Consider the following 15,038-nt stretch of genomic DNA (forward strand, 5'->3'; position numbering starts at 1 on the left):
CATGAACGACGCCACCCGACACCGCGCCACTGTCCCGCAGGACGCCAAGCCGATGCGAGGCGCGCTGCTGCGCGACCCGATGGATGGCGTGCGCCGTGCCATGGCGGCGCTGCGCCGCCGGCGCTGGCTTGCGCTGATCTATTTCGTGGTCGTGGTGCTGCTGGTCGCCGCTTATGGCTTCACTCGCCCCAAGCTCTATACCGCCAGTGCCAACATGGTCGTCAACTCGCGCGAGTTGAACGTGTCGGAGAAGGACAAGGAAGTCCTGCCGGGCCTGTCGACCTCGGACAACGCAGCCGATACCGAAATCGAGATCATGCGTTCGACTGCCGTAGCGCAAGGAACGGTGCGGGCACTGGATCTGGTGGATAATCCAGCCTTTGCAGGCCCGCTATCGAAGTTGACGCCTTCTTCGCGCGAGGCTGCCGCCACGGCGATGGTCGTCGGCAATCTCAAGATCGTGCGTCCGGGGCAGTCGAACGTCGTCGTCATCTCGTACACCTCGCCCGATCCGGCACTGTCCAAGGCGATCGCCGATCAGGTCGGCCATCAGTATCTGGCAGTAAAGCGGGACTCGCGGCGCGAAGCGGTGGAACAGGTCGATCGCGGTCTGGGTAACGAACTGGACAACTTGCGCGTCCAGCTTGAGCAGGCCGATGCCACCGTTGCGGACTACCGTGCCCAGCACAACCTGTTCGACAGCAGTGGTACGGGCGGTCAAGGCGCGGGACAGAACACCACGTTCACCCAGCAGGAGCTGTCGCTCTACAAGCAGCAGGCAGCCGCTGCGTCTGCCACGGCGGCTGACGCTCGCGCCAAACTCGCGACCGCCAGCGGACAGTCCGCGCGGGGCGGGGCAGGTGGTGTCGGCGCCGTGCTCCAGTCGCCCGTCATCCAGCAGCTTCGCGACCAGCGTGCGCAGCTCGCCGCCACGTACAACGACATGGCCAGCCGCTATCAGCCCGATCACCCGGACATGATCCGCACGAAGGAGCAGCTCGACGCGCTCGACAAGGCGATTTCGGCCGAGACGAGCCGCCAGATGCAGAACCTGCGCGCCAATGCCCGCATCGCCGACGCCAATGCTGCGGAAGCCAATGGCACGGTCGCACGCGCCACGGCGACGCTGGAGGGCGATACCAAGGCCTCTGTCGAACTGGGCCAGTTACAGCGCAAGGCCGATGGCCTGCGCGATACCTACAATACGCTGCTCCAGCGCAAGAACTCGATCAGCAGCCAGGCACTGGTCGCGGACGAGGACGCCCGCATCTTCTCGCCTGCGGTTCTGCCGCTGCGCCCCAGTTCGCCGAACAAGCCGCTGATCCTGCTGATCGGCCTTGCACTCGGCGCTATCATGGCGAGTGCGGCGGTGTGGATCGCCGAGGCGTTCGATCGCAAGCTGGTCTCCTCGGCCGATATCGAGCGTGAGTTCGGTCTGCCGCATATCGCCAATATGCCCGAGACCGGTTCGATCGCGCAGGGTGCGGACAAGCTGATTGCGCCGGTCAATTTCCCGATCGAGCGACCCAATTCGCTCTATGCCGAGCAACTGCGCTCGGTGCGCCATCTGCTGATCCACAAGGACGGACGCAGTATGACCACTGTCGGCATCACCTCGGCACGTCCGGCTGAAGGCAAGACCACCTTCGCGACATCCCTGGCGCGCACCGCTGCGCTGGGTGGCAGCCGGACCCTGCTGGTGGATGCCGATATGCGAAAGCCGGCGGTTGCGGGCGCGCTCGGCTTCACGCCCACCGTTGGCACGGCACAGGTGCTTCGCGGTGAAATCGGGCTGGCGGATGCCGTGATCCGGGACGAGGCTACGGGGATGATGGTGCTGGGCGTTCACGCCGACGGCGAAGCGCAGCGCCAGGATCTTTTCACGCCTGCCCATATCTCTGCACTGATCGCGGCGGCACAGGCCGAGCAGTACGACCTCGTGGTGTTCGACTGCGCACCGGTGCTTGCCGTTTCCGACACCCGGCTGCTGCTGCGTCAGGTCGACGATGTGCTGTTGACGCTGCGCTGGAACAGCACACCGCGTCAGAGCGTGGAGGCGGCTCTGAAGCGGATGCGTCTGCTCGATATCGAGCCGCTGGGCGTGGTGGCCACTCGCGTCGACATGCCGAGCCTGTCAGCCTTCGGGCACGGCGATGTCGATCGCGATCACATGAGCTACGGCGATTACTATGCCTGATCTGCGGGATACTCCGCAGGCGGCGTCACTTGCCGCCGAATTCGGCCTTGTAGGCGGCCAGCGTCTTGGGGAACTTGCCTGCAGACATGGTGCCGTCATAGTCGGAGGCGGTGAAGTCCCAGTAGCCTTCGTAGGCGACATTGTGGGCGCGCATCCAGGCGGCCATATTGTGAATGAAGAGGGGATCATCGCCCCAGCCATGGCCGTCGGGGCGGGTGCCCGTGGCCCATTCGGGCACGACCAGGGGCTTGCGATGGGCAGCGGCGAACTTGGTCGCCCAGTTCAGCCCATAGTTTGCGGTGAGATGTCCCTGCCAGCGGATCGAGGGCACGATGTCCTGCGGGCGCCAGCTCTGATTGTAGACGTCCAAGCCGATCATATCGACATAGGCATCGCCCGGCCACAGCTTGTCAGCAGCGACATCGCCCACGCCCGAGGCCGGGTTCCATACGATGCGGAACTTCTGGCCGGGCGTGGCGCGCAAGACCCCGACGACATGACGGAACGCACCGACGAAGCTGACGGGATCCTTGTTGGCGGACCAGGGATACCAGTTGCCGTTGAATTCCCAGCCCAGCCGGATCACGGCATCAGCCTGTCCTTTCGCGACCAGCAGAGTGCCGATGTTGCGGAACTCGTCGTCATATTCACCGGCGGCGGCAGCGCTCAGCGATCCGCCCTTGACGATCAGCGGCACGCCAAGCGAAAGCCGATAGCCGCTGTTCTGCCAGCAGCCCACCGCCCACTGGGCACCGGAACGCATCTGCTGCCAGCTTTCGGCCGAGAGAAAGTCGTTCACACCGTCCAGATGACGACCCATCACGCCCTGATAGCGGGGCAGGCGGCCTTTGCCGTCACATCCGGCGCCCTTGTAGACGAACATCAGCGGGTTGGCGAACGCAGGTGCGCTGGCGGTCAGGGCAATGGCGGTACAGGCGGCGGCACAAGCGAATGTCAAAGCGATACGGCGCATCAGGCTCTCCGTTCCGGTCGAGCAGGATCGAGGCATCGCGACGTGACCGGAAAGCCGTCGCGCGCAAGGTTCCTCTCCCGCTCGGCGCACGACCGGCGCCTTTCGTCTATCGGGGATAGAAATTTTCCGGTCGCTTGCAATCCGTTGCGCCATGCTGCGCGCGGTACGCGCGGCGGAGTGAGCAAATGAGCGAAGCTGTGGCCATTCCGGCGTATCCGACAGGGTCTTTGGCCGTATCCCCGGTCACGTCAATTCTGCCGGACGACGCGCGGCGAAGCCGGCTGTTCGTGCATGGCGCGCTGATCGCCTGCCTTATCCTGCAGCGTTTCGGTGTCATTGCGGGCAGTGCCGCCCTGTTCGTCAGTCTGCCACTGTTCGCCGGGCTTCTGGGCTGGGCGCTGGCGACCGGGCAGGCCGAACTGCGCGCACGCGGCACGGCGCTGTTCCTGCTGTTCACGGCATGGACACTGATCACCACGCTGATCGCGATTACCGTGCCGGACGCGCGTTTCGGCGTCAGTTTGCCGTCCCTCGTCGCCATTCTGGTGACATACGGCTTCACCGTCATCGGTCCCAGTGCGCGTTTCGATCGGGAAACGGTCTTGCCGCTGTTCCTGGCTTACGTCCGTTTCCTGTCGGTGGCGGGGATCGTGCAATGGGTGCTGCAGTTTGCGGGCCTGCGCATCTTTTCCTTCATGCTGGCGATCCCGCCGCTCAAGCCGGTGCTGGTGGAATCGCAGTTCAACTTCAATCCGATCCTGCACTACGGCTCCACCATTCTGCGCTCCAACGGCTTCTTCCTGCTGGAGCCGAGCATCTTCTCGCAGACGCTGGCGATTGCGGTGGTGCTGGACTATTTCGTGCTGGGCCGGGCGAAGTGGCTGCCGCTCTATCTTCTCGCCTACCTGCTGACGTTCTCGGGGACGGGCGCGCTGACGCTGCTGCTGGCGATCCCCTTCTATGCCTGCATGTCGGCCCGTAATTTCGGCAGGGTCGCCGGGCTGATCATCGCTGCGGCGATCGGGCTGGTGCTGGCGGCGATTGCCTTTCCTGACGCGGTAGGCTCGCTGCTCAGCCGAACCGACGAACTGAGCTATTCCGGCTCCAGCGGCTATGCCCGGTTCATCGGGCCGTTCCTGCCTCTGGCGGACCTCGGGCAGGAGGCCCGGTTCCTGATCGGCTGGGGGCCGGGCGCCACCGAGCGCTATATCTATCACATGGAGGGGACCGGCAACTCGATCGCCAAGCTGATGATCGACTATGGGCTTGTCGGAATTACCCTGTTCATGACGATGCTGGCGGGCACGCTGTGGCGTCGCGAACTGGCGATCCTGTCGGTTCTGGCGGTAGTGACATTCATTGTCGGCGGCGGATATCTGCTGTTCACGCCGATGCTGGTACTGCTCTTCCTGCTGTGTATCTGGTCCGCCCGTCCGGGCGATCCGCCGCTTACAGAAGTTTGAAGAGCAGCGCCCACATCGCGGCACCGATCACGCACACCGCACCCCACGCGAACAGGTTGATCCGTCGCCCTTCGATGGGTTGAGGCGTAACCGTGGAAGGCGGCGGGGCTGTGCCAAGCGGATGCATGCCCTGGGCGCGGGACGATGACGGCTGAGGCTCGACATGCCCAGTCGACGGATTGCCTGAAATCGACGGTCCGTCGTTCAGGTCCGGAGGTTCTCTATTCATGTCACCAGTATTCCGTCAGCGTTTCAGGCATGATCTCCCACCACAAAAATGCCACAGATCGTCTCTTTGGTCCAGATGGGGTGAGGCGGGCCATACGCGTTACTGGTTAATCGATTGATAAGGGTGCAGCCGGTCAGGCTACTGCGTCTGCCACCAGATCGCTGTCGCGAAAGCGCAGGCGCGACAACAGCGCGCGGCCGGTGCTGCGCTGGACCATCGCTGCGGCAAACATCACCAGTCGCTTGGGTGTGGGTTCAAGGCGCAAGGCAGCCAGCATCATCCGGTTCGCGGGGGCGAAGCGGCGCATGGTGAAATTGACGCGGCCGCATTCCCACAGGCTCGCCGCGCGCATGGCACGCGTTATGCGTTGCCACGTGGCGGGATCGAAGCGCGCGCGGATCGTCTCGTTGCCGGTAATGGCAGCAAGGCAGGGCTCGTGATTGGCCCAGTCGACGGACAGTCCTCCGGACGAACTGCCGGGACGCACTCGCAGGGAGAACACTTCGGGCTCGCGGCCGATGAAGGTGAATTCGCCCTCTGCTGCAAGGCGGCACCAGAACTCCCAGTCCTCGCTGAGGCGGATGCTGCCATCGAAACCGCCGATGCGGCGCGCGACATCTGTGCGGATCAGCACGTGACCGCCGTTGGCGAGAAAGTTGCCTCGCAGCATCGGCTCCAGCACGTCGCCGTCCGGATAGCTGTGGCGGGCAAGCGGCTTCTCGCCCGGATAAGGCGCGCCGCTGGGCAGGATCTTGCGGAAAGTGCCGAAGGCGGCCACCGCCTGCGGGCGCTTCTCCAGTCCGGTCAGCAGTCTTTCCAGAGCTGCGGGATGCAGCAGGTCATCACCGTCGAGGAACATCACATATTGGCCGGACGCCATTTCCAGCCCCTTGTTGCGGGCGCTGGAGACCCCTGCGTTGGCTTGCTGCACCAGCGTAATGCGGGGGTCGCTAAGCGATGCCGCTTCGGCAGCGGTGGCGTCGGTCGAGCCGTCGTCGATCACGATCGCCTGCCAGTCCTTTCGGGTCTGGGCCACGATGGACTGCAGGCAAGGCAGGATGAGCCCGGCGGCATTGTAAGCGGGTACAATAACGGTAATTTCGGGCTTGGGCATGCGGCTCCCTTCGTGGCTGCGGTCCGGTTTTCCGATTATGACCGAGGAGCCGCATGATCGAGGTCAGCGTCATCGTTCCGGCCTATAACGCCGCACAGTATATCGAGGCTACCATCGCTTCCGCAACGCAGCAAAACGGCTGTACGATGGAAGTCATCGTGGTGGATGATCGTTCTACCGACGACACCGTCGCCATCGTCGAGCGAATCGCCGCAGGCGACACCCGCGTTCGGCTGATCGCCCTTCCGCGCAACGGTGGCCCGTCGGTGGCGCGCAATGCCGGTATCGCTGCCGCCGGCGGGCGATGGATCGCCTTGCTGGACGCGGACGATACATTCCTGCCGGCGCGACTTGCCACGCTGGTCGCACTGGGCGACGCGCAGCATGCGGACATGGTTGCGGACAATCTCGTGCTGGCGGACGAGGTCAGCGGCGAAGAGGCGACGATGCTTCCGCCCGGCTTCCTGCCAGCCCCGCGCGCGATCGACCTGCCCGAGTTCATCGCCCGCAACATTTCCTCGCCCGAGGCTCCGCGCACCAATTACGGCTTTCTCAAGCCGCTGATGCGGCGTGACTTTCTGCTCCAGCACGGGTTGCGCTACGACGAGCAGGTCCGGTTTGCCGAGGACTTTGCGCTCTATGTGGAGATGTTGCGCGCCGGTGCTGTCTGGTGGCTGCATCCAGAGCCGATGTATCGCTATCTCGTCCGGACCAATTCGCTGACCAGTGTTCAGACCACCGGCGATCTAGACCGGTTGCGCCAGCGCCAGCGGCGTTTGCTTGCCGATGCGCGCGCGTCGGGCGATGCGCAGTTCGCCTCGCTGCTGCGGCGGCATCTGCGCAATGTCGAGCGCTGTTACTACTATCGCGGCTTTACCGACGAGTTGAAAGCGCGAAGGCCCGGAGCTGCGCTCGGCTATCTTTTCGCCAGTGCCGACAGCGTATCGCTGGTGGCACAGGAAAGCGCGCGGCAACTGCCGATCATTCTGCGTAAGGCCTTGCGCGGCGGTTACAAGGGGGCAGTCTCGTAATGGCAGAGGCTTCTGCAATGACGGACGGCGCAATGACAAACGGCCCGGCAGCGGGCGGAACAGGCGCGACAGGAGTGGCGCCGCCGGACGAACTTGGCGGCGGTTTCACGCCGGAAGCCGATGCGGGGCAACTCAAGCGCCGCTCGGCGATGGGCGCGGCGTGGACGCTGGCCGGTCAGGGCACCAAGTTCGTGCTCCAGTTCGGATCGCAGGTGGCGCTCGCCCGGCTGCTGCTGCCGACCGACTTTGGTCTGCTGGCCATGGTCGGTCCGTTGGTGACGGCGGCGCTGTTGCTGACCGACCTCGGACTTTCTGCGGCAACGGTGCAGCGCCCCACCATCAACCAGACCGAACTGTCCAGCCTGTTCTGGCTCAATGTGCTGATCGGCACCGGTCTTGCTGTGCTGACGGTTGTTCTCTCGCCACTGGCTGCGTTATTCTATCATACGCCTGCGGTGCAGCCGATCATGGCGACGATGGCGGTGGCGTTGCTGCTGTCCAGCCTCGCAGCCCAGCATCTGGCCATTCTCAATCGCCGGATGCGCTTTGGCGCGATCGCGATGATCGAGGTGGGGGCGCTGACTGCAGGTGTCGTTGCGGGGCTGACAGGCGCACTGCTCGGCCTGGGCTACTGGTCGCTGGTGGTGATGCAGATCGTCAACGGCGTCGCGACGCTGGCGATGGCCTGGGGTTTTTCGCGCTGGTGGCCCTCGCGTCCCGGTATCGCGCGCGAGGCGATGCATCTGCTGCGCTTTGGCGGGACCGTGACCGGCTACAACCTGCTGGGCTACCTGATCACCAATCTCGACAATATCCTGATCGGCGCGCGTTTTGGCGCCGGGCCGCTCGGTATATACGACCGTGCCTACAAGCTGATGTTCCAGCCGCTCTGGCAGATGACCGCACCTGCCGCGCGCGTCGCCGTGCCGCTGCTCTCGCGTCTGAACGAGGACGAGCGCGAATATCGCGGCGCCTACCTTGCCCTGCTGGGCGGGATTCTCAGTCTCACGACGCCGGGCATCCTTTGTGCGATCGTGTTTGCCGGGCCGATCATCAAGGTCCTGCTGGGGGCGCGCTGGGCGGCTTCCGCGCCGATCTTTGCCTGGCTCGGGGTTGCGGCACTGACGCTGCAACTGCGGCAGGCGGCATCGTGGCTGTTTATCAGCCAGGGCCGTGCTGCCGAGCAGCTGAAATGGGGTGGGCTGGGTTCCGTGGTGATCGTGATCGGCTATCTGATCGGCATCTTCTGGGGCCCCAAGGGTGTGGCGATGTCTGCGGCAATATCGAGCGGACTGGTGCAGATCCCGGTCATGTGGTGGGCGGTCACACGCTGCGGCCCGGTCAATCGCCGGGATGCCGTACGCTTGATGACACCGCTGATCGCAGCGACGGTCATCTGCGGCGGTGTCCTGGCAGTGCTGGCGCAGCGGATAGACTGGGCGAGCCTGCCGATGCTGGCGCTGGCGGGCGTACTCGCTTACGTGGTGTTCGGTGTCGCGCTGACGCTGTTCCCAACCGGACGCGCGCAGTTGCGCCGGATCGTCGAGATCGCGCGCAAGGCCGTCCGCCGGGGATGAGATGTCCGGGCTGGCTGCTGGACGACCGGCTGTTGACTGACAGCCGGTCGTCGGCGTTTCAGCCTGCGCGCACGTCCGAGATCAGGCGCTCGACGGCGCGCTCCATGCCACCAAGGCGATCCTGGAACAGCGCATCTTCGCTGAGATAGGTGCGACCCGTCGCGACCTTGCGCAGTTCCTGCGCCGCCTGAGCCAGACGGCGACCGTCGAAGCGGGTGGCAGCGGCCTTGAGCAGTGCCTTGACGCCATTCGGTGCGGCGACCGCGTCGATTACCTCGGGCTCCTCGTGGAAGCGCTGGCGGAAATCGGCGATAAGCGCGGCATCGTCGAGAGCCGCTGCGCCGGTATGCGCGACCGTCCTGCCGCTGGCCTTGGTTAGGCGGGTTATGCGATCGTAGCGGAACGCCTCAAGCCGCGCGGTCGGCGGCAAGGCGACGGGGTGGTAATCGAGATTCAGCGACGATGCCCAGTCGCGCCACTTGAACACGCTTACCTCGGGCGAGATCATCACCGGTATCCATGGAATGCGCAGCGTGTCGGCGACGATTGCGCCATGCATGGCCTCGGTCACGACCAGTCTGGCGCGACCATAAGCGGCGAGGATGCGATCGGGGGCCCATTGCGGATCGACGAATGTCATGCCCGCACGCGCCGCGGCCTCTGGCCAGCGGCTGTTCACGCACGTGCGATGGTGCGGCATGAACAGGATCTCGTCGCGTTTCGGCGCCTCGGGCACAAGGTCCGGCAGCTTTGCCAGAAGAATGGCGCCGTCGGTCACGGCCGCTTGCGGACGACCGACGAGTTCGGCGGTAAGGGCGCCGCGCAAGGCATGGTAGGTCCAGTCCTCATGGCCCTGCGGCAAGGCACCGTAGGCCGCGCCCGATCCCATCACGAAGACACGCTTGCCCGCAGTCTCGACATCGCGGAAACGGGCCTGATCGAGCAGGCTGCCAATCCCGACCATCACCGTATCCGGTGCATCGCGGACATCTTGCGGCAGCAGGCGCGGCCAGATCAGTTCATTGAGGTCGTCGCCGAAATTGCCGACCTCATCCTTGTAATAGACAATGCGCATCAGGAAGTTCCCAAAGATGGCGCGCCTAGCGGCGCCGGTGCCCGGCCGAACAGTCGCTTCAGGGCGATCTCGAACTGGCCGAAGCGGCTGAAATGGATGATCCATGCCTTGCGAGGCTGGCTCGTGGCGTTGCGACCGGTGTAATGCAGCGTGCGCGGGGTATGGATCGTGAACCCGCCCGTCGGTATCGGGCAGGCGACAGGGTTCGCTTCGCCGGATGGACGCGTTGCGAGGCCGTAGTCGCCGTCGGCACGCAGAAACCGCTCATGGGGTTGCAGCGGCACCTTGTGGCTGCCGGGAATGAACTCCATGCACCCGTTGCGCTCGTCCACATCCTGCAGCGGCACCCAGAAGTGGAGCCGCTCCTTCTGGAACACGCGCGACAGTCCGCCGAGCCCCGCCAGCACGGCATCCTGATGCCACGGGGTTTCGGACCGGTTCCACGCCTGCTTGACGATCATGTGATCGAAGGAGCGGGTGACGTTCCCGCTGATCGCGGACGCAAAGGCAGCACATTTGCGAAACAGCGCCGTATCCGCCAGTTCCGGGCTGAGCGAAGCGGCATAGAGTATTTCAGGCTGGTCCGACCCGCTCGAACTCTCGCTCGCGATCATATCGCGAGCGAGTCGCCGCTGGCCGGGGCGGCGTTCGACAAGCGTGTCGAAGCGCGACAGCAGCGTGTCCAGCAGCGTTTCGGCTTCGCGGATATCCTCAACCGTCAGAACATCGCGGACGACCGCGAAACCGTCCCTGGCGAGTGATATGGAAGCGCTGGCTGCGGCTTGCGCGGAAGGGCGAACTGAAAGGCGGGGGGCATCCATAAGGAGAACTTCATAGTAACCGCATGAAACAGGCAAGCGTCCATCCGGCGCGTAACGTTGTGCCGTGCAGCATTCGCGGTGATCCTCTGGCGATGAGGATAAACCCTGCTTTTCGATGAACTAGGGCTGAGCCGCGATGTATGGAAGCGCAGGGCATCGTCCTTTTGCTGCAACGCACCTATGCTCGGGCCATGGCGCAATCACGACTTGTCGGCCTGCAGTATCTGCGAGGCGTCGCTGCTCTGGGAGTGGTTGTCTACCACGCCGTTGAGCGCTCGGGCGGGGATTTCAGGGTCGGGAAAGCGGGTGTCGACCTGTTCTTCGTGCTCAGCGGCTTTCTGATGTGGGCGATCACCGACGAATCCAGTCGGCCGGGCGCCTTCATCCGCGACCGGCTCCAGCGTATCCTGCCATGTTACTGGATCGTGACCAGCGTGATGCTGGCAGGGGCGTTGCTGGGGCTGTTCCCGGCGATGCGCCTGACGGTGTGGCATGTCGCCGCGTCCTATCTGTTGATACCGGCGATTTCGCCGAGCAACGGACAAGTATGGCCCCTGCTGGTGCCGGGATGGACGCTGGAATACGAAATGGCGTTCTATTTGCTGTTCGCCGCCACGCTCTTCCTGCCGCGCAAATGGCAACTGGCAAGCCTGACCGTGTTGCTCTGCGGCCTGGCAAGTCTCCATGTGTGGGTGCCGCAAGACGATGTGATGATGCGCTTCCTGACCAATGCGCACATGCTGGAGTTCGTGGCGGGGCTTTGGCTGTCGGAAGGCTGGAGCCGGGGCTGGCTGAAGGATGGCAGGGTGGCGACTGGGTTGATCGTGCTGGCGGTCGTGTTTGCCGTGGCCATTCCCGAAGTGTGGCCGCAGGCCAGCGATGTGGCCGTGTATGGACCCTCGGCATGGCTGCTGGTCGCAGCCGTGCTGGCCATGGAGCGCGGTGGCCTTCTGGTCGGGGATGTACCGGCGGGGCGAATGCTGGGGGATGCCAGCTATTCGATTTACCTGTGGCATACACTGGCACTTTCCGTGACGCTCAAGGTCGCGGATCGGCTGCATCTGCACTCGGGCTTTGCCCTTGTGCTGCATGTCGCGGCGGGCGTGACGCTGGGGCTTGTTGCCTACCATGCTATCGAGAAGCCGGTTCTGCTGTTCTTCCGTCGCCCCAAATACCGTCACGGGGCCCCTGTGCCGGGCGGGGTGTAGGCGCTGGCCGTGCGTTGCTGAAGTCGTCACTGCGCAGCCATCTCTACGGGGCAGGTGCTGATCAAGCCGCCGGTAAAGCATTCTTCTTTCGTGTCTTTCAGCGCTCCGCATCGTTGAAAGGGCGATGCCGATCAACTTGCGTTTCGGTGCATTGATAGACCGAAGAATGATATTGCGACGCGCTTGCAATACTGAAAGTGCGCTGTTAGGTGGCCGCCTCTCGTCAACAGACTGCATTGGGGGCCCATATGCACAAGCGACCTATCCTGATTTCTGCAAGCCTATCGTCGCTGGCGATTACTCTTGCGCTGGCTACACCGGCCGCCGCTCAGAGCGCTTCGGAAACGCAGGACAAATCCACGACCAGCGACATCGTTGTGACCGCATCGACCCGCGAACAGAGCGTCATCGAGGCGCCTGCCTCGATCTCGGTCATCACCGCAGACCTGTTGGCCAAGCGTCCGATGGCCGATCTCACCGACGCCCTTCGCGACGTGGAAGGGATCAACATCACCGGCAACTCGAACACGCGCGATATCTACATTCGCGGTATGCCGGGCGAGTACACGCTGCTGATGGTCGATGGCATTCGCCAGTCCACCCGCGACACGCGCACCAACGGCACCGGTGGTTACGAGCAGAGCTTCACTCCGCCCGCTGCGGCGATCGAGCGGATCGAGGTGGTGCGCGGGCCGATGTCCACGCTCTACGGTTCCGACGCGATCGGCGGCGTCATCAACATCATCACCCGCACCGTACCCGATCACTGGGGCGGCTCGATCGGCGCGGACTATGTGCTCCAGCAGCACGGATCGAGCGGCGACTGGTGGCAGGGGCAGTATTACCTCGCCGGGCCGATCGTCGGCGATACGCTGGGCCTGCAGACCTGGGGCCGGATCTATCATCGCAGCCAGGACGATATCGTCGGCGGTAACTATGGCGGGCGCGACTATAACCTGACTGCGCGGCTGGGCTGGAAGCCCGCGCCGGGGCAGGATATCGTGATCGAGGGCAACACCACCCGCGTCAAGCGCATCGCCAGCGCCGGGGATACGCTCGCCGCGACCGGCACCAGCAACTACAACGTGACCCGTCGCAACGAAGGCTCGATCCGCTGGAACGGCGATTGGGACTGGGGCACCAGCGCGCTTTCGGTGATGCGCGAGAGCAGCCATTACCGCAGCTATACCGCCGATGGCGACGGCGGGTTTACTGAAGCCGTGCGCAACCCGCGCATCACCAACACGGTCGCCAACGCGCTGTTCAACGTGCCGCTGCTGGGAACGCCGCTGGGCGACCATCACCTGGCCTTCGGCGGCCAGTACATCTGGAACCGCCTTACCGACATCAACCCCGGCCTGCGCGACAACGTGGAGCACCACTTCGCGGTGTGGCAGCGCGCGCTGTTCGTCGAGGACGAGTGGCAGCTGGTAAAGACCTTCGCGCTGACCGGCGGGCTTCGTTTCGACGATCACCAGATCTACGGCGGCCACTGGACCCCGCGCCTCTATGCGGTGTGGGACGTGCTCCCGGCGCTGACCGTCAAGGGCGGCGTTTCGAACGGCTTCCGGGCTCCGGAAGTCCGTGTGATCGCGCCGGGCTATGCCTATACCACCGGCGGATCGGGCTGTACCTATGGCCCGACCGGCACCTGCGGCGTCATCATCAGCGATCCCAACATCAAGCCCGAGACGAGCACCAACTACGAGTTGAACGTGCTCTATCATCCCTCGCCGGCGCTGTCGGTCGGCGGCACGGTGTTCCGCACCAACTTCCGCAACAAGATCGAGAGTGCGGTGGTCTACGATGATGATGGGAACGTTGCGCGCTGGAGCGAGGACACCAATTACGCGCTCTATTACAATTACAACGTCGGCAAGGCGCGGATGCAGGGCTTCGAGTTCACGGCGCGCTGGAAGCCGCTGGCGAACCTCTCGTTCAAGGCGGGGTATACCTACACCGATTCCAAGCAGAAGACCGGCACTTATGCAGGCTTCCCGCTGACCCAGACGCCCAAGCACATGGCCAATGCGCGGGCAGACTACGACCTGTCGAGCCGCGTATCGCTGTGGACCTCGCTGACCTATCGCGGTGACGAGGTGAACGCGGGATCGCGCGTGGGCACCAACGGCAAGCCGATCTACAGCGGCACGACGCTGGTGGGCCGTCTGTACCCTTCGTACTTCCAGGCGGATATCGGCGGCAGCTACCGCCTGCGGCAGGACGTGACGTTGAAGCTGGGCCTCTACAACATCACCGACAAGCGCCTCGATGTGGCGGACTACAACATGCAGGGCGACGGTCGCCGGATCTGGATGGGCATCAATGCGGACTTCTAAATATCTGATCGCCGGCCTCGGCGTCGCAGCGGCCCTTGCCGCCTGCGCCGCCGGGGCGCAGCCGCGCCTGACCGCGCAAACCGGGCCGACGGTGGTGGAGGCGGGCTCTGCCGTCTATCGCTTCGAGCACTTCACCGTGCCATCGCAGGACGGCAAGCGGCAGTACGATATCGAGGTGGGCATTCCCAAGCGCCCGCCGCCCCTTCGCGGGTATCCTGCCGTCTATATGCTCGACGGCGGCGCAGCGATCGAGGCCTTGAGCGAGGATCTGCTCAAGCGCCTCGATGCGGGCGGCGATCCGCCTGTGCTCGTCACCATCGGCTATGTCGGCCAGCCGCGCTTCGACGTGAAGGCGCGCGCCTATGACTATACGCCGCCCGATCCAAGCAAGCCTGACGTTACCGACGATCAGGACAGGCCGGGCGGCGGCGCGGCGGACTTCCTGCACCTGCTCAACAAGAGCATCAGGCCGCAGGTGGCGCGTCTGGTGCGGGTCGACCGTCATCGCCAGACGCTCTGGGGCCATTCCTATGGCGGGCTGTTCGTGGTCTATGCCGCGACCTTGCGCCATTCCGGCTTCCAGTCATTCGCGGCGGCAGACCCGGCGCTCTGGTGGAACTACGGCTCCGGCCTGCGCGCGGCGCAAGCCTTTGCCGCGCATCGCCCAGAGCCGCCCCGGGATATCTCGATCATGGTCGGCACCAACGAGATGGGACCAAGACCGGGCCGCCCCCCGCGCGTCAATCCGATGCGAACCTCGGTCCCGCCCAATGCGGCCCGAGATCTGGCCGAGCGCCTCCGCGCTTCGGGAAACCACGTCGGCTTCGAGCAATGTGCAGGTGCCGGGCATGGCGACATGTTCCGCATTTCGCTTGTAAGAACGCTGCGGAATGTCGCTGCACATGAGGCCGCGCTATCCTGCGACGTGGATTGAACTGCCACGTCATGATGCTCCTGCCGGTTCCGCTTTGGCAGACCGGTTTGCGGAAACGGCAGGAGCGTGCATTCAGG

The 15,038-nt window shown here is 64.4% G+C and carries 11 protein-coding genes; 7 read left to right on the top strand and 4 right to left on the bottom strand.

All coding sequences use genetic code 11. From position 1 onward, the window contains the following. The first annotated feature begins 1 nt into the window (after position 1). Positions 2 to 2,197 carry a GumC family protein gene (locus AC3EC3_RS15715; RefSeq protein WP_488490537.1) on the top strand — a complete coding sequence of 732 codons (2,196 nt, stop codon included), beginning with the start codon at positions 2 to 4 and terminating at the stop codon, positions 2,195 to 2,197. A gap of 25 nt (positions 2,198 to 2,222) precedes the next feature. Here the strand turns inward: AC3EC3_RS15715 and AC3EC3_RS15720 are convergent, their stop codons facing one another. Continuing rightward, positions 2,223 to 3,170 carry a glycoside hydrolase family 26 protein gene (locus tag AC3EC3_RS15720; protein ID WP_488490538.1) on the bottom strand — a complete coding sequence of 316 codons (948 nt, stop codon included), beginning with the start codon at positions 3,168 to 3,170 and terminating at the stop codon, positions 2,223 to 2,225. 185 nt (positions 3,171 to 3,355) lie between these two features. On the opposite strand from AC3EC3_RS15720, the gene AC3EC3_RS15725 reads away from it, so the two are divergent. Further along, complete coding sequence (locus AC3EC3_RS15725; protein ID WP_488490539.1) at positions 3,356 to 4,633, top strand: hypothetical protein; 1,278 nt, start codon at positions 3,356 to 3,358, stop codon at positions 4,631 to 4,633. Positions 4,634 to 4,995: 362 nt separating this feature from the next. Here the strand turns inward: AC3EC3_RS15725 and AC3EC3_RS15730 are convergent, their stop codons facing one another. Beyond that, positions 4,996 to 5,976 carry a glycosyltransferase family 2 protein gene (locus AC3EC3_RS15730; protein WP_488490540.1) on the bottom strand — a complete coding sequence of 327 codons (981 nt, stop codon included), beginning with the start codon at positions 5,974 to 5,976 and terminating at the stop codon, positions 4,996 to 4,998. Between the two features lie 53 nt (positions 5,977 to 6,029). Here AC3EC3_RS15730 and AC3EC3_RS15735 point away from each other — a divergent pair, with 53 nt between their 5' ends. Beyond that, positions 6,030 to 7,007 (top strand): glycosyltransferase family 2 protein, encoded by a 978-nt coding sequence (locus AC3EC3_RS15735; protein WP_488490541.1) that lies wholly within the window; start codon positions 6,030 to 6,032, stop codon positions 7,005 to 7,007. Next, complete coding sequence (locus tag AC3EC3_RS15740; protein ID WP_488490542.1) at positions 7,007 to 8,584, top strand: lipopolysaccharide biosynthesis protein; 1,578 nt, start codon at positions 7,007 to 7,009, stop codon at positions 8,582 to 8,584. The genes AC3EC3_RS15735 and AC3EC3_RS15740 overlap by 1 nt, the downstream gene beginning before the upstream one ends. Positions 8,585 to 8,642: 58 nt before the next feature. On the opposite strand, the gene AC3EC3_RS15745 is transcribed toward AC3EC3_RS15740, so the two are convergent. Then, entirely contained in the window at positions 8,643 to 9,659 is a 1,017-nt protein-coding gene (locus AC3EC3_RS15745) for a polysaccharide pyruvyl transferase family protein (RefSeq protein WP_488490543.1), read from the bottom strand. Next, positions 9,659 to 10,480 (bottom strand): phytanoyl-CoA dioxygenase family protein, encoded by an 822-nt coding sequence (locus AC3EC3_RS15750; protein ID WP_488490544.1) that lies wholly within the window; start codon positions 10,478 to 10,480, stop codon positions 9,659 to 9,661. Before AC3EC3_RS15750 ends, AC3EC3_RS15745 begins: the two co-directional genes overlap by 1 nt. Positions 10,481 to 10,620: 140 nt before the next feature. Between AC3EC3_RS15750 and AC3EC3_RS15755 the strand changes: the two genes are divergently transcribed. From AC3EC3_RS15755 to AC3EC3_RS15765, 3 genes are all read left to right on the top strand, one after another. Next, entirely contained in the window at positions 10,621 to 11,688 is a 1,068-nt protein-coding gene (locus AC3EC3_RS15755; protein ID WP_488490545.1) for an acyltransferase family protein, read from the top strand. Positions 11,689 to 11,936: 248 nt separating this feature from the next. Then, the gene (locus tag AC3EC3_RS15760) at positions 11,937 to 14,027 is read left to right on the top strand and encodes a TonB-dependent receptor domain-containing protein (protein WP_488490546.1); all 2,091 of its coding nucleotides are present in this window, start codon (positions 11,937 to 11,939) and stop codon (positions 14,025 to 14,027) included. Next, the gene (locus AC3EC3_RS15765; RefSeq protein WP_488490547.1) at positions 14,014 to 14,961 is read left to right on the top strand and encodes an alpha/beta hydrolase; all 948 of its coding nucleotides are present in this window, start codon (positions 14,014 to 14,016) and stop codon (positions 14,959 to 14,961) included. Before AC3EC3_RS15760 ends, AC3EC3_RS15765 begins: the two co-directional genes overlap by 14 nt. The last annotated feature ends 77 nt before the right edge of the window (positions 14,962 to 15,038 follow it).

The organism is Novosphingobium sp. BAM6 (assembly GCF_057784955.1).